This is a genomic window from Flavonifractor sp. An112, assembly GCF_002161085.1.
Lineage (GTDB): Bacteria > Bacillota > Clostridia > Oscillospirales > Oscillospiraceae > Flavonifractor > Flavonifractor avicola.
The window spans coordinates 1-18363 of record NZ_NFLU01000021.1 but is presented as its reverse complement, the minus strand read 5'-3'; the positions used below and the strand labels follow the sequence as shown (position 1 = coordinate 18363).

At 60.1% G+C, this 18363-nt stretch carries 16 protein-coding genes; all 16 read right to left on the bottom strand.

Annotation, left to right across the window (positions count from 1 at the left end):
* Window positions 1–7: 7 nt before the first annotated feature.
* On the bottom strand, window positions 8–1756 hold the full coding sequence (locus B5E56_RS13410; protein WP_087391020.1) for a VirD4-like conjugal transfer protein, CD1115 family: 1749 nt from the start codon (window positions 1754–1756) through the stop codon (window positions 8–10).
* 43 nt (window positions 1757–1799) lie between these two features.
* The gene (locus B5E56_RS13405) at window positions 1800–7571 is read right to left on the bottom strand and encodes a SpaA isopeptide-forming pilin-related protein (protein ID WP_158098735.1); all 5772 of its coding nucleotides are present in this window, start codon (window positions 7569–7571) and stop codon (window positions 1800–1802) included.
* Between the two features lie 130 nt (window positions 7572–7701).
* Window positions 7702–8499 carry a class D sortase gene (locus B5E56_RS13400; protein ID WP_087391017.1) on the bottom strand — a complete coding sequence of 266 codons (798 nt, stop codon included), beginning with the start codon at window positions 8497–8499 and terminating at the stop codon, window positions 7702–7704.
* Window positions 8499–9464: a hypothetical protein gene (locus B5E56_RS13395; protein WP_143383182.1), complete on the bottom strand. Its 966-nt coding sequence runs from the start codon at window positions 9462–9464 to the stop codon at window positions 8499–8501. Before B5E56_RS13395 ends, B5E56_RS13400 begins: the two co-directional genes overlap by 1 nt.
* A 251-nt stretch (window positions 9465–9715) precedes the next feature.
* A complete protein-coding gene (locus B5E56_RS13390; RefSeq protein ID WP_087391013.1) occupies window positions 9716–10588 on the bottom strand; it encodes a hypothetical protein in 873 nt (290 codons plus the stop codon).
* Between the two features lie 14 nt (window positions 10589–10602).
* Window positions 10603–11193, bottom strand: a complete 591-nt coding sequence (locus tag B5E56_RS13385; RefSeq protein ID WP_087391010.1) for a PcfB family protein — start codon at window positions 11191–11193, stop codon at window positions 10603–10605.
* 3 nt (window positions 11194–11196) lie between these two features.
* A complete protein-coding gene (locus tag B5E56_RS13380; RefSeq protein WP_143383181.1) occupies window positions 11197–11664 on the bottom strand; it encodes a hypothetical protein in 468 nt (155 codons plus the stop codon).
* Window positions 11612–12976, bottom strand: coding sequence for a relaxase/mobilization nuclease domain-containing protein (locus tag B5E56_RS13375; protein ID WP_087391004.1), 1365 nt, complete (start codon window positions 12974–12976; stop codon window positions 11612–11614). Before B5E56_RS13375 ends, B5E56_RS13380 begins: the two co-directional genes overlap by 53 nt.
* A complete protein-coding gene (gene mobC / locus B5E56_RS13370) occupies window positions 12977–13285 on the bottom strand; it encodes a plasmid mobilization protein (protein WP_087391001.1) in 309 nt (102 codons plus the stop codon).
* A 6-nt stretch (window positions 13286–13291) separates the two neighbouring features.
* Entirely contained in the window at window positions 13292–13675 is a 384-nt protein-coding gene (locus B5E56_RS13365) for a DUF7007 domain-containing protein (RefSeq protein WP_087341407.1), read from the bottom strand.
* Window positions 13676–13895: 220 nt separating this feature from the next.
* Window positions 13896–14492, bottom strand: coding sequence for a hypothetical protein (locus B5E56_RS13360; RefSeq protein ID WP_158098734.1), 597 nt, complete (start codon window positions 14490–14492; stop codon window positions 13896–13898).
* A complete protein-coding gene (locus B5E56_RS13355; RefSeq protein WP_087390995.1) occupies window positions 14476–14841 on the bottom strand; it encodes an LPD28 domain-containing protein in 366 nt (121 codons plus the stop codon). The genes B5E56_RS13360 and B5E56_RS13355 overlap by 17 nt, the downstream gene beginning before the upstream one ends.
* A gap of 16 nt (window positions 14842–14857) precedes the next feature.
* Window positions 14858–15700, bottom strand: coding sequence for a DUF3560 domain-containing protein (locus tag B5E56_RS13350; RefSeq protein ID WP_158098733.1), 843 nt, complete (start codon window positions 15698–15700; stop codon window positions 14858–14860).
* Window positions 15701–15768: 68 nt separating this feature from the next.
* Window positions 15769–16170 carry a DUF3846 domain-containing protein gene (locus B5E56_RS13345; protein ID WP_158098732.1) on the bottom strand — a complete coding sequence of 134 codons (402 nt, stop codon included), beginning with the start codon at window positions 16168–16170 and terminating at the stop codon, window positions 15769–15771.
* A gap of 52 nt (window positions 16171–16222) precedes the next feature.
* Window positions 16223–17089, bottom strand: coding sequence for a phosphoadenosine phosphosulfate reductase family protein (locus B5E56_RS13340; RefSeq protein WP_275532732.1), 867 nt, complete (start codon window positions 17087–17089; stop codon window positions 16223–16225).
* The coding region (locus B5E56_RS13335) for a ParB/RepB/Spo0J family partition protein (RefSeq protein ID WP_143383180.1) at window positions 17058–18363 on the bottom strand (1306 nt) is incomplete at its 5' end. The genes B5E56_RS13335 and B5E56_RS13340, both read right to left, overlap by 32 nt.

The window sequence follows — 18363 nt, the reverse complement described above, 5'->3', positions numbered from 1 at the left end:
TTCCTCCTTACAATTCGTCGATGATCTCCACATCGTCTAAAGATGTAAAGGTGAAGTCCAGGTCGTCGGCGCTGTAAAGGCAGCGGCTGGCGTGGACGTAGGGGGCGGCCCCGCCGTCCCCGGTCAGTTTGATGTTGGGGTGGCGCATGAGGTCATATTTCTCGTCGATGACCGGGGCCTCGCCACGCACCAGGACAAGGGCGTAGCGGTTGTCCAGCATCCGCACCTCGTCCGGCGTCATTAGCTCCCGGCCCGCCTGCTGGAAATTTTGGGAGTAGGAGCCGTTGCGCCCCCTGCTCTGGCTGGAGGTGCGCGTCTCGATGGTCTCCTTACCCAGCAGCTCGGACACATACTTGTGGGTGCTCTGTTCGTTGCCGCCCAGGTAGATGAAGGCGTCCGCGTTCCCGATGATGCCCTCCCAGGAATCCTTGAAAAGCTCTTTGAGCTGGGAGATATTTTGCAGAATGATAGTTGCCATCACATTCCGGGAGCGCATAGTGGCCTGGAGCCGGACGTATCCATCTGGCAGGGCGACATTTGCGAACTCGTCGAACATGAGCCGGACAGGGACGGGCAGACTTCCGCCATGCACCTTGTCCGCCTGATAGTAAAGCTCTTGAAATGCCTGGGTGTAGAGCATCCCCACCAGGAAATTGAGCGAGACGTCGTTGCTGTCCGGGATGATGCAGAAGATGGCCTGCTTGCGTTCCCCCAGCTTCTCCAGCTCCATGTTGTCCGTTGCGGTGATCCGCTGGACCTCTGGCAAAGTGAACGGGGCCAGGCGGACGGAGGCGGTAATAAGGATGCTCATGGCCGTCTCGCTGGGGGCCTGTTTGAATACCCGGTACTGCCGCAGGGCGATGTGGTTGGGGTCCTCCTCGGCCAACCCCTCGAACAGTAGGTCCAGGGGGGATTGGTAGTCCCCGTCCCCCTCCTTGGCCGCGCCGTACTCCAGCATGGTGAGCATCATTTCCATGGTCTGCTCCTCCGGGGGCGCCTCATGGAGCAGGTACAGCATGAGGGCGCAGTCCAGGGCTGTCTCACTTTTCTCCCAAAACGGGTCGTTGGAGTGGGCGTTCTTGGGGGTGGTGTTGCGGATAAAGTTGCTGATGAGCTTCAGCACGTCGGCGTCGCTGCGGATATAGCGGAATGGGTTGTAGCAATCGGAGCGTTCCAGATCCACCAGGTCAAACACTTTGACCACATATCCCTTGCGGAGTAGCAGGGGGATGGTGTTCCGGGCCAGTTCTCCTTTAGGATCGGTGCAGACATAGGAGGCGTTGGCGAGGTAGACGTTGGGCTTGACCACATACCGGGTCTTGCCGGAGCCGCTGCCGCCCACCACGATCTGCAAGAGGTTCCGCTGGTGTTTCCGGCTGTTCAGGCTCATGCGGATATGCTGGGTGAGGATGACGTTGTTCTCCGGGTTTTTGTCCTGGTATTTGCGGCAAAGCTGCTTGGCGTCGCCCCAGCGGGCGGAGCCGTGTTCCTCACCGGGCCGCCGGTTCTGCCGGGTGGATTGGAACAGCACCACGGAAAAGGCATAGAGCACCAGGGCCCCCAGCAGAAATTTGGGGGTATGAGGCGTCCAGCGGATGGCAAAGGGGCGTTCCAGCAGAGTGCTGAAACGCCCCATGAGGTCAAACACCGTCATGCCGTCCTCATAACCGGAGGCCAGGAGCGCCGCCAGATAGAGGACGGGGACGGCCAGCAGCACCCAGGGGAGAACGCCGCTGGTGTGAGGTCGTGGTTTCATTGGCCGGTCTCACCTGCTGTCGAAATGCGTCTCACGGTGAGATTTAATAACCCGTCCGGGGCAGGGGCTCCGGCTTGGCATACACGGAAGTCACCCAGCGGGACACCCCCATGATCCACTGGCCGTTGTAGAGCCCGCCCACGTCGGCTACATTGACGAAACTGGAATTGTTGGCAAGTCCCTGGGCGACGGTTCCATGGACATAGGGCGTCTCCACCTGGGCAAAGCCCGCCTTGACCTGGCCGAACACCACCATGAACTCCGTCACCTTTTCGTTGGCGGCAAGGCCTAGGGCGGTGGGTGAGGCGTCCAGCACATAGTTCTGTGTGGTGGAGAGGTTGTCGGCCAGGGTTAGATATGTGTCGCCGGAGAGATTGGTCTTATAGACGATCTTGTAGGCGAGCTGCTGGTTGTAGGTGCCGGTGACGATCCGGGTCAAAGTCACCTGGGCAGGCAGCGCGTCCCTCCAGTAGTACGAGGTAAGGGGAACAGTGGAAGTATTGCCAATGCCGGTGAGGGTGTACTGGATGGGCTGGCCGGAGACAACCTGGGTGGGGCCGGTCTTTTTGATATTGACGCCGGTGGAAACGCTGTCGTTCTCCACCTCAAAGGTGACGATCTGCCCCTCATACTCCAGGTAGGCGTTCATCACGGCGGGGTTGATAGCGTAATAATCCGGCGATACGGTCTCCCGGACGGTATAGCGGCCCAGGGGGAGCAGCTTGGACACGGCCCGGCCCCGGCTGTCAGAGCGGATGGTGTCTACCACGTTCCCGGCCTTGTCGTAGATTTCAAACGTAGCTCCCTCCAGGAGAGTCCCGGCAGACAGGCCGTTGATGGGGTTGTCGTTGGCGGATTTCTTGATGATCTGGATTTGTCCCAGGATGGGAGTATTCTGCCATTCGATCTCGGTGGTCTCCCCGGACTTCACATAGACGGTCTTTTTCTCTGTGTCCAGGACATAGCCCTCATTCTCCAGCTCCCGCAGATAGTAGCGGCCGGCGGGCAAATCCTCGATCCATACATATCCCTCGTTGTCCGAAGTGTACTGCCCGATGGGGGTATTGGTGCTGTCGTAAAGCAGGAACGTCACGCCATAGATGCCCTCGCCGGTGGCGCTGGAGGTCTTGTGGATTAGAATGCCGCTGACGGCCTCGTTTTCCACCCGGAGGGAGGTGGTTTTACCGTTCTCCACCGTGAAATATACGGGGGTGTCATCCAGCTTGAAGCCCTCCGCGCTCTCGATCTCCACGGCGTAGTAGGCCCCGTCCTCCAGAGGCAGGAACACCCTGCCGTTTCGGTCTGTGGTCACGGTGTCCACCAGAGCGCCGTCCATCTCCCGGATTTCAAAGGTCACATTGGGGATGCGCTGGGTCTTGTCGGCGGAATTGACCTTGACCAGCTCCACGCCGCCGATGGGGTCGTTATACACCGTAATGGTCTGGGTGTCGTTGGGGTTGATGACCACCGTTTGGGTGCGGGTCTCCTCATGGATGGTGTAGCCCTCGATGGTCTTGGTCTCCGTGATGATAAATGTCCCCACCAAACCGTCCAGGATGATCTGGCCGTTTTCGTCGGTGCGGTAGAGGCCCATGCTGGAGGTCATGCCGCCGTTATCGTCCACCACCGTACCGTCCGCCTCGGTGATGGTAAACTCCACCCCCTCCAGGGGCTCGTGGGTGACGGAATCCAGCTTGTTGATGACAAGGCCGCCCTTGGGCTGGTTGAACACCTCTAGGGTGTAGGTCTGGTGGTCTTTCACGGTGATGGTCTTGGGAGTATCGTCCAGCAGGTAGCCGCTCTTGGCCTGCACCTCCTGGACGATATATGTCCCCGGCTCCAGGTCAGGGATGGAGATATAGCCGTTGCTGTCGGTACGGTACTCCCCGTTGGAGGTCCCTACCACCGCACCGTCCGCGGTTGTCACCTTGAAGGTCACATCGGATAGGGGCTCCTTGGTCACGCTGTCCATCTTCTTAATGAGCAGGCCGCCCTTGGGGGTATTGGTGATGACCACCGTTTGGGTGTCTCCGCCCTCCCCGATGACTACATTGGTGGAGGGGTTGTCGATGGTGTACCCCTCCGGGGCCTGGAGCTCCGTCAGGACATAGGCGCCGGGGGTCAGGTTGGAAATGCGGATTTCGCCGTTGGCGTCCGTCTCGAAAATCCCGGCTTGAGTCAGAGTGCTGTCGCCAATCACCCCATCCAGGCCCACTTCACACCCGGATGCCGTGGTGACGCGGAACTGGGCGCCGGCCAAAGGCTGGCCGGTCACACTATCCCGTTTCTGGATAATCAGGGCCCCGCGGGGCTCATTTTTGAAGGTAAGGGAGACGGTACGGCCCGCCTGGATCTGGATGGTCTGGGATTGGGTGTCGATCTCGTAGCCGTCCGGGGCCCGTGTCTCCGTGACAATGACGCTTTTGCCCGGCTCCAGGCCGCCAATGCGGATTTCTCCATTTTCATCGGTGACATAGATGCCGTTGCTGTCCCCGATCACGGTGCCGTCCGCGTAGGTGATTTTGAACTCGGCGTCAGGCAGGGTCACGCTGGGGTTGACAGAGCACACTTTTCGGACTAGCAGATTGCCGTCCGGGAGGTTTTCAAAGTGGGCGGTGATGACGCTTTGCTCCCCATTGTCCGCAAGGTAGACCGTCTCGGAGCTCTGGAGGATGCTGTACCCGTCCGCCGGGTCAATTTCCTCCACGATGTATGCCCCCGGCTCCAGGCCCGTCCAGAGGGCCATGCCGTTGGCGCCGGTGGTACGCTGCCCGATGACGGTGCCGCCGGTGCCGGAGGAGCCGCCCAGGTAGCGGAGCTGGAACGTAGCCCCGGCCAGGGCCTCGCCGGTGACGCTGTCCGTTTTGTGCACCACGATAGCGTTGAGGGGGACATTCTCAAAGGTCAAAGATTTGCTTTCCCCGCCCTCAATGTAGACCTCCTGGGTGGCGGGCTCCTTGATGATGAAACCGTGGGCAGGTTCCAGCTCCGTCACCTTGTACCAGCCGTCCCGCAGGCCCTCCAGCACAATCTCGCCGCGCTCGTCGGTGAAATAGGTCCCCAGGTCGTTCAGTTCCCCGGTAGTGGTGCTGTTGGAGCCGTACCACACCTGGAACTTGGCCCCCTCAATGGGATTGCCTGTGATGCTGTCTACCTTGTGGATGGTGAGGGTGGGTTTCTTATGGTTCTCAAAGAAAATATCGGAGTCCCGGTTGGGGTATAGGGTGATAAGCTGGCTGGGGGCGTCCAGCAGGTAGGGCTCCGGCACGCTCTTTTCCGTTACCTCGTAGACAATGGGCAACAGGTTTTCCAGGGTGGCTGTGCCGTCCGGCCCGGTTGTCACCTCGTTGATGGTGCTGCCGTCTGCCGCCTTGACGGTGAACACGGCCCCAGCCACGGGCGCGCCGGTGTCGGCGTCGCTCTTGTGGATGGTGAGGCTGGGCCGTTTCTGATTCTCCAGGATGATGGTGGAGGTCTTTCCGGCGAACAGCTCCACATGATGCTCCACCGGGTCAATGAGGTGGTCCGCCACGGTGGAAGTCTCTTTGACCGAATACACGCCCGGCTCCAGGTCGGAGATCAGGATTTCCCCCTGTTCATTGGTGGTGCGATCCAGGTAGTGGGTTCCGTCCTCGATTTTGGCGATGCGGAAGGTCACGCCGGCCAGGGGGGAGCCGTCCGCGCTCAGCTTGACCAGATGGAGGGAGGGTTTGATGGTGTTGGTAAAGACAAACTCCGCCGTCTGGTTGGCCTCCAGCTGAATGATGCGCTGGGCTTGGTCGATGATATAGCCAGGGCACTCCAGCTCGGTGACTACATAGGCCCCAGGGTTCAGCTCGGACAGGTCAATTTCGCCGTTTTGGTCGGTGGTGAACTCCGCCGGGCCAAAGCTGCCGTCCACGGCCTCAATGCTGAACTTAGCGTTAGGGATCACCTTGGACGGATCGGCGCTGTCCACCTTGACCAGATAGATGCCGGGCTTGCGGTCATTAAAGAAGTAAAGGGGCTTGACACCATCCCCAGCGGAGAGTTCGATTTCCTGGGGCGTGGAGTCCACCAGGTGGCCGCTGTCCCCAGTGTCTACCTCCTGGACCAGATAGGTGCCCGGCGCGCAGTTGGTCAGAGTGATCTCTCCCAGGGCGTCCGTCTCGTAATCCCCCAGCAGTTCCCCGTCCCGCCAGATTTGGAACGTGACGCCGGACATGGTTTCATGGCTCTCCCGGTCGTACTTGATGATTTTCAAGCCGGGCAGGGCCTCATTCTTGATGGTGTATTCCACACAGTCCCCGGTGACAACGGTGGTGGTATAGGTCTGGGGATCACGCTCCCAGCCCTCCGGGGCGGTGAGCTCCACGATTTCGTATGCCCCCGGCTTCAGCTCCGTGAATGTATAGGAGCCGCCGGTGTCGGTGGTGCCGGTATAGGTCGCGCCGCTCTCAATATGTTTGATTTGGATGCGGGCCCCGTACAGCTCATCGCCGGTGTCCGCGTCTACCTTGACCACCCGCAGCTCACCATAGGGCTCGTTCCAGAATGTGACCTCGGCTGTCTCGCCGTAGCGGACGGTCACTTGCTGGGTGTCCTCCTCCGGGAGCAGGTGATACCGGCTGGGGATTTCCTCCGTCACAGTATAGAGGCCGCTAATGGTTAGGGGGATCAGGATTTCCCCCTCGGCGTTGGTGGAGAAAGAGCCGATGGGCTCCCCGTCCGGGCCGGTCACCGAGAAGATAGCGCCCTCCAGGGGGGTCTCCGTCCCCGCCTCCAGCTTGATAATTTTCAGGCCGGTATCGGGGGGATCGTCCTCCGGGCTGTCCGCGTAATTGCTGATGGCGGCCACGTCCAGCTGCACATTGTTGTCCAGGTCGCAGATATAATTTTGCAAATTGCCATATTGGTCTTTCTCCTGGCAGACGGCGTACATGGCCGCGTATTGGGCCACGGGCGCGGAGAGGGAGAGCTGGACGCTCCCGGTCTGGCCCGCCACGCTCTCCAGGGGATAGAGGATTTTGAACTGGCCTGAGTAGCCGTCGCCGGTGGGCTCGGTAGTGACGGCGGTGATTTCGTTGTTGTCCATATCCACGATTTTCGTGCCTTCCGGCACCTGGGAGGGATCGGAAAAGGCTACGGACACGTCGTAGTCATATACCCAGGTCTCGCTCCAAACGGTAAAGACCTGCTGTTTGTACTCCTCGCCGTCGATGGTCACGGGGTAGGCGGTGGACTTGTCCGCCGTAACGGTCATGCGGGGGTCCAGCATGTAGTTGTAGGTGGTGCCCCGCTGGTAGATGTCCTTGGCAGCGGCCAGGATGCGGTTGCCAATGTCCAGCTCGCTCCCCGTCAGGCCGGGGGCGACCTTGAGGTTATTGATGGACCAGTTGGGGAGCAGATAGCACCAGAGGGCCATCTTGGTGGCGTAATATGCCTGATACTTGTTGTCCAGGCCCAGTTCCCCCAGGCTGCGGTGGGGGTAGCCATTGGAAATGATGCCCACCACCTTGGGATCGCTGGACTTTTCCTCGGCCAGATATTTGATGCTCTCACCGGGGCCCACGGTCTGGGGCACGCCGTACTGATTTGGATTCACACAGTACGCCGGCGCCTCCTTGGTAGTCCCGTCGTTGGCCTCGTAAAGAAAGTAGGTATAAATTTGCTTGCGGACCGTGCCGTTGATGGAGAGATACCCCAGCTCGTAGTCGCCGTTATAGATGTTGACCTCGCCCAGCGCGGCCTCCACGCTGTCGGCGGCAAAAGCCCCGGTGGGCAGCAGGCCCAGGGCGATGATAAAAGCCAGGAACATGGATAGCAGTTTTTTCATGGCGCCTCCTTAAAAATGGGCAGAAAGAGGCGCTGTATTCTGTTTTTTACATCACCTCCATCTGCCAAAGATCAATCAGAATAGACTGTTACAAAAATTCAGAGTGAAAAAATAAATCCCACCGTGAGATTTATTTGACTTCAACCGCCTGCACCTGCCAGCGGTATTCCCGCTGATCCCGGACGCAGGTGTAGAGCGTCATGCGGTTGTCTGTGGTGGACGCGGTGCCGCTGTCATCGGTCTCCAGCACTTTCTGGACGCTGACTACCTCATAGGTACGGGTGCCCAGCTTGGTGATCCAGGTGACGGTATCCCCCAGCTCCAGGGTGTGGAGGTCTCCAAAGTCATCCCGGACACCCCGGTTATGGCCGGCGATACAACAGTTGCCATCCCAGATTGAGGTATCCGGGAAGTGCCCCGCGCCTTTGGCAAGGGTGGCGCTGCCTGTGCCCTGGTAGACTTTGACGGACAGGCCGATGGCAGGAATTTTCAGCGTTCCCAGGTAGCCGCCGAAATAATAGAGGTCATCCGTGACCTCCGTGTACTGGGTGACGGCAAAGGACGAGCCGCCGGAGCTGACTGCTCCGCCGGACAGGGCGGGGGGCATGACCACGGCCCCCGTGCCGTTGCCCGACACTGTGACCTGGGCTGCCCAGTCCTGGTCCACCAGATTGGGCGTCAGCAGCGTCCCGCTGTTCAGGGTATAGGATGTGGGGCTCCCAAAGGCGGGCGGGATCACCGCCGCCGTCTTGCTCCGGTCGATGTTCACCGGCTCGTCCCTGGTGATATACTGGGTATCGTCCGAAGTGGGCGTGCCAAACAGTCCGGCCTCCGGCGCGTCCACGGTGTAGTCCAGGGCTGAGGCGGGCGTGGCAAGCGCCGCCAGCAGACAGCAGGCGGCACACAGAGAATAGATGGTTTTCTTCATTACTTTACATACCCCCGTTTCTTATCCCGCAGGTACTTGACCAGCTTCCAGCCGCCAAAGCCGGCCCCGCCCAGGGCAATCACACCCAGGGGGATCAGGGCCAGGCGCGGGTCGATGCTGCCCGCTGGCTCTGCCTCCGTCTCCGTCCCGTTTTGCGTCTCACCGTGAGACGCGAAGATCGCGGTATAGGTCACGGTGTCGCAGCTGGTCTTGGTGACATCCCCCTTGTAGTCCGCCGTGACCGTGTAGCCGGTGGCGTATTTGCTGGTGGCGGTGCCGGTGTAGGTGGCCGTGGCGGTGTAGCGGATTGCCAGGTCGTAGCCGTCCAGATAGTCGGTGGCCGCCTCCTGCCAGTCCACGTCCGCCAGGGTCAGGGTGCGCCCACCCTCCTCCGTGGTCTTGGGAATGAGGGAGACGTCTGCGCTGGACAGGTTGGGATAGGTACGGGTGGCGGAGACGGTGCGGGAGGACGTGCCGTAGCCGGACGCCTCCACCTGGATACTGAGATAGTCCGGGGTAAGCACGCCGGTGTAGCCGTCCTCCGTGGTGATCTCCAGCTCCGGCTCCAGGAGCTGGAGGATCTCGGCCATGTCGTTGGTGTCCGTCTCCAGAGTGATGACCTCAATGTGCTCCTTGGTATCGATCTCCGTCTGGTCCTCCTTGATAATGTCCAGCAGGGTGTAAATGCGGCCGGACCGCTCGAAATCTTCTGTTGGTATGAGTGCCGGGTCGTCTGTGGGGGACAGCTCATAAGTTTTGCTGATACGTGGCTCGTCCAGGTCTCCCGCCGTGTACTCCAAAACCTCCGCGGGGTAGAGTGCGGGAGGCTCTGTCTGGGCGGGGGCTGTGGCCGTTTCCGTGTTTTTCGCCGCCTCGTCCCCGGCGGCCAAAGCGGAGCAGGGGCAGAGGGAGAGGGCCAGCAGCAGGGCGGCCATGGCGGGGAATATTCGGCGTCTGTACTTCATACTCCAAAAAACCTCCGATAAAAATGAAACTCACCGGGAGAGGAAAAACCTCCCACGATGGCAAAAGCCGGCTCCTGCCGGCTTTTGGGGTGTGCTCCCCCTTGGTGACTGAGAACGCCGCCGGGCTCCGCCTGTCAAGGTCCGGCCAGTCCACAGACTGGCCGGCTCGCGCAAAATTGCGCCAGCAATTTTGCGGCCTTGACGGGCGGGGGCAGGTGGCGTATCTTCCCCCCAGGGGGGCACGCCCCCGGTTATCTGATTCCCTGATGGCGGCGGCCCCGTTCCTGCTGGCGGGGCTGGATACTCCGTTCAATGCCGTCCCCCATATTCCGGGCTGCTTTCCGCAGGGCCTCCAGCGCCTCGCCCCGGTCGGTGGGCTCGTAGCCCTCATAGAGCCGGGCGACTTCCCCGGTCTGGGGCGCTTTGCAGTCCACTCCGAACCGGCGGCACAGCATGTAGCCGATGCTCTCCGCGTCCAGCTGGTAGTCCCGGCGATCAAAGTCCATGTTCCGTCCCTTGTCGTGGCCCCTGGCGTAACCGATCTCGGTAGCCAGGGCAGAGAACACCTCCGCCTCCCCATAGCTGGGGTCGATGGTGATACAAAGATTCCGCTCATCATAGCGGGCGGGGGCGCCCAGTTCCTGCCCCTCGGTGATGGGCACGGGGGAATAGTTCATCAGGGCGCCCAGGGCCGATTCCATCCGGGCGGTGTTCTCCGCCAGGGGTACAGGCTCTTTCATCGGTTTGCCGGTGGTCTGGCTGACGTCGTAGTAGTCCCCCACGAGGTAGCCCCTGCGCTGGCTGTTCCGGGCGGGGACAAATACCTTGGCCCCGTCCTTCATGGATTCCTCCCGGACATAGCGCCCCTGCTCGTGCCAAAAGCTGATGGTTCCAATTTTGGTGGCCCCGTCCATCTGGAACATGGTCAGGGCCACATTCCCGGCGCTGCATGAGATGTTGTCCGCCTGCAAGTCCAGAAACTTCTGGTACAGCTCCGGCCGGGTGGTGATTTCCTCCAGAGCCGCGTCCCGTAGGTCGGACAGGTTGTTGCGCTCGGCCCGCAGAGATTCCACGCGGGCTTGGTCGCTGACAGATTTGCTCTTAATTAGATCGCTGATACTCAAATCAATTCCTCCTTTTACCGTGCTTTTTCCTTGATTTTCTCCGGCCCGGAGCGTGTCTGCTCCGACACGGATTTCAGATATTCCAGGCGCTTGCGGACAGAGGGCTTTTGTTCAGCAGTCTCCGTCTGAGAGGGAGTCGAGCCAGTCCCGCGCTCTTTCGAGGACTTCTCTTGTGGAGCGCGGGTGCTCGCTTTTTTTGGCGTTTCTTCCTCCTTCACCTGAACCTGCTGGGGGATGGAGTAGCCCATGGTTTCCATGACGGCGTTGAGCTGGGCGGCGTAGTTCTGGGTAGACACCACATTGACATAGCCGCTCTCGTTCCCTTTCTTCTGGGCGAAGAAGAACAGTACGCCAAACTCTTTCGCCAGTTTCTGGAATTGTCCCATATCCTCCTTTTTGATGCGGATGACCTCCGCCGGGGCGGGGTCGCGGGCCAGGCGCTTGGAATTGGTCTTGCCCACCACCTTATAATTATCCTTGGCAATGGCAAGCAGCAGAGCGGCCACATTCTTCACGCCGCTCCCCAGCAGTTTGGCGGCGCTCTCTGTCGCCTGAAGGCTTTCCTTGACCACCAGATCGGCGGTCTCGGCGCTGACGTCCATCATTCATCACCTGCTTTCTCGCAAAATTTTGATAAAATCGAATGTACTGCCGATTTGAACATGGGTGCGGTAGTGCTTGACCACCCGGCGCACATGGGGCGCGGCCTCCCGCCGGGTGCGGGCGGCAAACCGCTCCGCGTCCTGGGCGGAGGCGGCGTAGTCCAGCACGGTAACGCACCCAAAGGGATGCCCGTGGACGGCGCGGGAGACATGGAGATACAGCGCGTCCACATGGGGGCCGGGAAAGCCCAGGTAGGCCGTCCAGCAGAGGTTAGCGTAGCTCTCCGCCAGATAGACGTCCTCCACAGGGAACAGATAGCTCTTTTCCCGGCGGGCCAGGAATAAATAGTCCTTGTCCTCCTGCCGCTCCAGTTTCCGAATATCCAGCGCAAGGCTGTCCGGGTCAAGCTGGGGGCGGTAGTCAGCGAACAGGGCCAAAATGCCGGTCAGGTCGGCTTTCACGATTTGCAGCAAGGTTCTTTTCCCGATCCTCCTTTTCCCGGCGGGCCTGGGTGTGGCAGGTTTCCGCCTGGGCCCGGATGCGGGGAATATCCGCCGCGATCTGGCCGCAGGTTTTCAGCTGGCCCCGGAGCCGCCGTAATTCCTGATTGATACTCTCGATCTCGCTTGTCACATCTTCCCCCGCCCGCTTTTGCTGATAGAGCTCCTTCCTCTGCTCGGTCAGGGCGTCGATGTTGGCCTGAAATGCCGATTCCAGCATGGTAAGCTGCTGGCTGGTGTCGATGCGGTAGGTCTGCAATAGTTTCATCTGCCGCTGGTAGCGGTGGAGCTTGGTCACTTCCGCCCGGATGGGAAAGGGGTATTGCCGTTTCCCCCTGGGGCGGCGGATACCCAGAAGATATAGGTAGGACACATAGAGCGCCCGGAAACCGTGTAATTTTTGTGGGTGGCGCTCCGGGAGGCGTCCTCCCTGGACGGTATAGCGCCGTTGCCTTCTGGGTATGGGCCTTTGCACCGGCTGGGGCTGTTCCTGGGCCTCGCCCCAGCGGATGGCACCCAGTCTGGCCCGGATGTCCGCCTCTGTATAGCCGTCCCCCAGGCTGTCCAGGCGGAAAAACCGCTGGGCTCCCGGTGGGCGGACGGCGGTGTGCTTCACGTCGGCCCCATACTTCACCGCATATCCCTGCCGCCGAAGGGCGGCCAGGAAGGTATCAAAAATAAAGCCCTCTTGGATGGCGGCGTCTATGTCCTGGCGGATCAGGCCGGTGACGGTGGCCCCGCCCCGGTGCTCCGCGTCCCATTGAGCGTAGTGTTTTCCCTGTCCCTGGGGCTGAATGACGGACAGGCCATAGTCCCGGCTCACGGCGTTGGAGGTTCCCCGCACCTGGCCGAAGTAGCTCTCAAAGTCGCTCCGATACTTCTTTCCGTCCACAAAGGAGACGGAGTTGAATACGATGTGACAGTGATAGTGCTCCCGATCCAGGTGGGTGGACACCACGGCCTCATAGCGGTCCCCCAGCAGGCGGCGGGCAAACTCCACCCCGGCGGCGTGGGCCTGCTCCGGCGTCACCTCGCCGGGGGCGTAGGAGTGGATGATGTGGTAGCCCAGGATGCCGCCCTTTTTGTCCCAGCGACGCTTGGTGGCCTGCATTTCCTGAAACGCGGTGCGGGCCTGACAGTTGACGCCGGTGACGAGCTGGTGGGATTTCTCTGGATTTTCCGCATAGGCAAGGGCGTAAGACAGACTGTTCTTTGCCTCATTGAGTACATAGTCCAGACAGTGATCCAGGCGGGCGCGCAGGGGGATGATTTTGTCGTAGGCCATTTAGAACTGCTCCTTGACCAGACGGGCCGCCTCATAGACCAGGGCCGCCGCCTGCCGTAGCTCCGGCTCGGCGGCGCTCTTTTGGGCGTTGGCCCAGTACGCGATTTGATTGGCGTTGTTGCCGATGGCGTGGAGCTCCCGCACCAGGGCGGCCACCTCGTCGGGCGGCCGGGGGCGGAGCTGGATGCCGGCCACCAGATTGCGGATAAAGGGGTCGATTCCCAGGCCGGCTTTCTTCGCCTGGGCTTTCAGGTGTTGGTATTCCTGCTCGTTCATCCACACGCTGACATGGCGGTTTCGTCTCCGCATGGCGAACTACCGGCCCGGCCCAGAACGGGCGGGTTTCCTGGGTGGCCTGGACCGTGCCCGTTCCCGCGCCTGCCAGTAGGCGGGATTGTACTGCTGGATATTGCGGTCAATATCCCGTTCAAATGCGTCCGGGTCTTTGACATGGCTGGGCGGGCTCCACAGTTTCTTGTCCATCAGTTCCCGGAGGACAACGGGTTCCTGGCAGTCCTCCTCGAACCATAGATAGCCGCCCTCCCGGAAACCGCATTTTCTGGCCGCCGGGGATAGGAGCATCGCCGCCTCCCGCGTGACCTGAATACCGCCATGTCTGGCTGTGGTGACAAGTTCCATGCCGGGGATCAGGGTCTCACTATACTGGATTTGCCCCCAGGGGGAAAAATCTTCCTGCATTTCATTCCTCCAGTTCAAGCAGATTTTGTGTCTCACGGTGGGATTTATTTCGGGATGAGGCGGCCGGGTGGCCGCCGCTGTTTCACGTCTCACCGTGAGACGCGATTTCGTGGGGTATTAGGGGGCCATGCCCCCTAACAAGGGTCATTTGTGCTACCAAATGACATACTTGCTAAGACAGCGCCGCCACGGGCGGCGCTGTGCGCGGCGGGGGAGATCGTCAACGTCCTGGATGTGGGCGGTGCTTGGCCGGAGGCTTTTTCACTTTTCCAGTTTGCCAGCGGTGTTCCTCCATAATGACGCGGGCCAGCTCCGCCTCGTTTTCCGGCGCGTAGCGGATGCGGCGGATGCCGCCGTGTCCCGGCAAGGCCGTAGCAATTTTCTTTGGCGGCTCCAGGTAAGGGAGCGTGACCGTATGGCCGCTTTCGTACTGGATCGTCAATGTGACGGCGGGCAGGGCTTGACTCTGCACCCGACGCACCTGCTCCCGGTAGTCCAGCGGGACCATGCTCCCCATGATCCGGCCATCCTCCCGACCCATGACGGTGACGCGGTATGCTTTGATCTCCTCCGGCTGGTCCGCGTAGTAGGTCCAGATGGTGTGGGCGCTGGTGCCGCGGAGAAATACCTCCCGTTCCTTGACGCACCAGGTTCCGGCTGGCCGGCTCATCCAGTAGAACACGCGTTCCTCCATGTTGGGCTCCTGGACAGCTTTGGTCAGCTGTTCCACATCGTAGGAGAAGTCAGAGCGGTAGGACCTGGTGTTTCCCTCCATTACGCGGGCCAGAAATGGGATCAGGTCAACTGCGTTTCCCATGGCGGTCTGTCTGAGGGCCATAGCCCGGGGACAGGTACTTTTCCTCAAACTCGGCGGGGGTGTAACTCCCGGCTTCAATGTCCAGGAACAGGTCGCCCGGCTCGATCTCCCGCTGACCGTCCGCCGTCAGGTGGATTTTCACCGGGGAGAGCACCGTACCCAAAAACTTCTCCCCGGCGTCCGTGGTGAGGTGCCGGGGACTGTCTGGGAATGTGGGGCTGGACATGAGCTCGTAGTGGTGGAGGCCGGGGTAGATGTCGCCGGGGGCCACGCGGTTGGGGCTGAACAGGGCCGGGATGCCAAAAATCTCAATCTCCCGCATACGTTCCTGATTGGTGTTATGTTCCATAGTTTCAGTCACTCCTTTATCGTGTCGGGCCCGTTTTGGGCTTGCGTTTGGGCTGGATTTTCATTGGGTCGGAGCCGTCCGAAGGCTGGAGGGCCTTGATCCGGCTGGCGGAATAGATGGCGTTATCGGTGAGCTGGCGCTGCCATGCACCCTCGCTCCGGGCCCAGTGAAAACCACGGCTTTTCAACTCCTGGCGCAATTCTGGGCTGGGGATCTCGTCAAAGAAAATTTGCAGGCGGTTGTTTTCCGCGTTGGCGACGACCTTGCCGCCCTCAAATTCCCATCCCTGATAACCCAGCTCCCGCGCCTCGGTGAGCTGCTTGATCCGCCCCTGCAGCCGGCGGATTTCCTGATTGTTGTTGGAGAGGGCATAGGGGGGATAGGGACTTTTCTCCCAGGAGTAGCCGTTCCGTACCCGGTCATCCAGCTTCTCCGCCTGGTCATCGGACAGGCCGTGGAAACCCTGGCAGGTGCCATGCTTCCGATAGTAGGCATTGATTTGCTTCATCCGGGTTTGGGCCACTTGTAGGTGCTCCAGTTTCTCCGTCAACTTGGTTAGGGCCTCTGGGTCGTCCGAAAAGATTGCGGTATTGCGCTCCGCAGCTTCCGCTTTGCGCTCATAGTAGTCCGCCTTTTCCGATGCGGCGATGGCCTTTTCCATCTTCTTATCTGACTGTTTCAGCAGGTTTCGGTGTCCCCGCTCTGAGTGATGTCCAACCAGGATAGGTTGACCGGGCGGGATGTGCTCCAGCATGGAGATAGATTCATGGGAAAACCGCTGGCTCTCCTGGCGTGCTTTCTCCGCCCGTTCCCGGTAGCGGTCAATCCGGGCCTGTTTCCGTTCCTCATAGTCGCTCAAAGGCAGTCCTCCTTTTATAAGAAATGTGTGTTACTTGTGATTTTCCGACATATATCCGGGGCCATGGTTCACCGCTTGAGACCTTTCCGCTGCGGGGGCTCCGGCCCCCGCTTAGTCTGTGGTTCTACCTTGATCGTCACCGGCTCGTTGCCCCGTGCGCCCAGCAGGATTTCCGCATGATGATATTTCGCCTTATACCGGGCCATCTGCTCCGGCGTCAGGGAACAGAAACTATCCCCGCTCAGCCCGCACACAAAGAACGGGCCGCAGATGCCGCCGTAGCCACCCTCCACGCTCCTGTTAAAAGGCATACCCAGAAAAATGCTTTCATCGTTGCTCACCAGGGCAACGGGTTCCGCAAAGGGGTAACTGGCGGTGATCAGGCCGCCTACCGCCGCCTGCATTTCCTCCAGGCCGTTGATCTCCTTTTCATAGGGGGCCATCCCAGGCTCCACCATGAGAACACGCATAGTACATCCGCTCCTTTCTGAAAATGGATGCAAAAAAAGCGCCCTGCGGCGCTTATCTGTTTCTCCAATTTCTTTTCTTCTTCCGTTCAGGGGGTATCCGAATGCCGTTTTGCTCCTCATAAGCAAACCGTCGTTCCAGTGCCTCTACCGTCCAGTCCTTTTTAAACTGTCCCAAGGGGGTATGTCCGAATTGTGAAAGTGCACGGCTGTCCATCTCCCGCAGATGGGCCCATAACTGGGGGTGATGCCGCCGCAGGGTACGCAGCTCACCGATCCGCTGGAATGGACAGCACCAGCAGGAGCAGCGCCCATAAAGCTCATACAGGCCGCTCCAGTCAAATCCGTGTGCATAGCAGATTTGCAGAGCTTGCTGCTCCGTAATGCCCCATTCCACAAGAGGGTATTGATCCTGCCTGATACGGTCTGGTTCGTCAGCGGCGATGCCCACATAGTGGAGGGCATGGTATTCTCCCTTGAGCCGGTTGACCTCCTTCCGGAGCAGATGGGTTTTGAGCTGACCGGTACACCAGCGGACTTTTACCCCCGGCCACCCGTTCCCGTATGGCGGCACTCCCAGCATAGCTCGGTTCTCCAGGCTGGATAACTTAGTTTTCGGCTCGTCGAACATAAGCCATTCAAAGCCCTTTGGGTGCCGGAGAATGGTCAATTTTAGACCGCATTTCTGAAACAGGTATTGCTCCACCCGATCCCAATGTCGGTACATCTCCGGGAACTCCATGCCGGTGTCCGCCGTCAGCACCAGGTCGATAGGCAGACCGCGCTCAATCATCAGCAGGAGCATAGCGGTACTGTCCTTGCCCCCGGAAAAGGAGACGGCGTGAAACTGGTGGTCATGTTGTAGGAAGTAAGGTGAGGCGTTGCAACTATCATCGGGTTGGGCCGCTTTTCTTGAAAATATCTTTTTTCTGTTCCTTTTTCTCCAAACGCTGGCGGCGCTCCTCCAGAGCGTCGTAAATGCTCTCTTCGATTTCACGGGGGGTCATGGTCACATCGGGGAAATACTTCCGTAGCCGGTCCCCGGCCAGGATGACCTTGGTGTATTCAGGCCGATCCTGTGCTCCCTTTTGCTCGGCTGTCTCCTTGGCAGGGTGCTGATCCGGCTGTTTACCTGGCTCCGCCGGAGCCGGTGCGGGAGTTGGCGGAGCGGCCCGCTCCTGGGGGGAAGGCTTTGGCTGCTCCGGCTGGGGTTTCAGATCAGGAGAGGGCGGCAGGGGCGGCTCCTCCGGGGCAACGGGGTTCACTCCAGGCTGGCTTTGGGTGGGCGCCTCCGGTGCAGCCTGAGGCATGGGGATGACTTTTGGTGGGTCAAGCACATTTTCTCCGTTCAAAATGCGGCGAATTTTCTTCTCGTCTAGTCCTTCTTTTTTCTCTACCTTTTTCAGATACTCCACTCGCTCCGTGGAAATCTTAAATCCCAGGTCACTGAGGTACAGCACTTCGTCCTGATTCTGCGGTTTCAGGAATGAGATGGCCGACGCGACGGACAGAGCCAGGCTACCATTATCCACCCGGTCGCACACATCCTTGGTGGCCTCGGACAGACGGATGATACGGTTAAGTTTGCTGACCGACATTCCCATCTCCTGGGCCAGCTTCTCGTCGCTGTTCAGCTCCTCGGCAGTGGGGGCTCCCTTCTTCTTCCGCCCGGCTTTCTGTTTCATGCCCTCCATCTTGCCGCGCAGGGCGCGGGCGAGGTCATAGGTGGAAATATGGGGGCGGTGCAGGTTGCCGTCATTGACCAGAATTTTTACATCCGCGTCGTCGAGCTTCTGGATGATAGCAGGGACAGGGTAGTTCAGCTCCTTGGCGATCATGTGGCGGCGCTGACCGGACACGATCTCCAGACCGCCGCCCTCCGGGTTGATCCGGGTCAAAACCGGGTCTTTGATGCCGTTGAGCTCGATGGATTTTTTCAGTTCCCGGTAGTCCTCGCTGTTTCGGTCTACCGTGATCGTATTGTATTTGGACTTCTCCAGATAGCCGGGATGGAGGACGATAAAGTAGGATTCTCCCTCCTTGGGGCTGGGCAGGTCGTTCAGTGCCTTTTCATCCGGGGGCGCCAGTCTGTCCTCGAATACCTGGGTGATCTGTGTCCCAGCGGGGCCTTTGGCGGTGGGTCCGGCCACGATGGGCCTGGCCTCTGCTGTGCTCTCTGTGGGCGCTTTGGGTGTG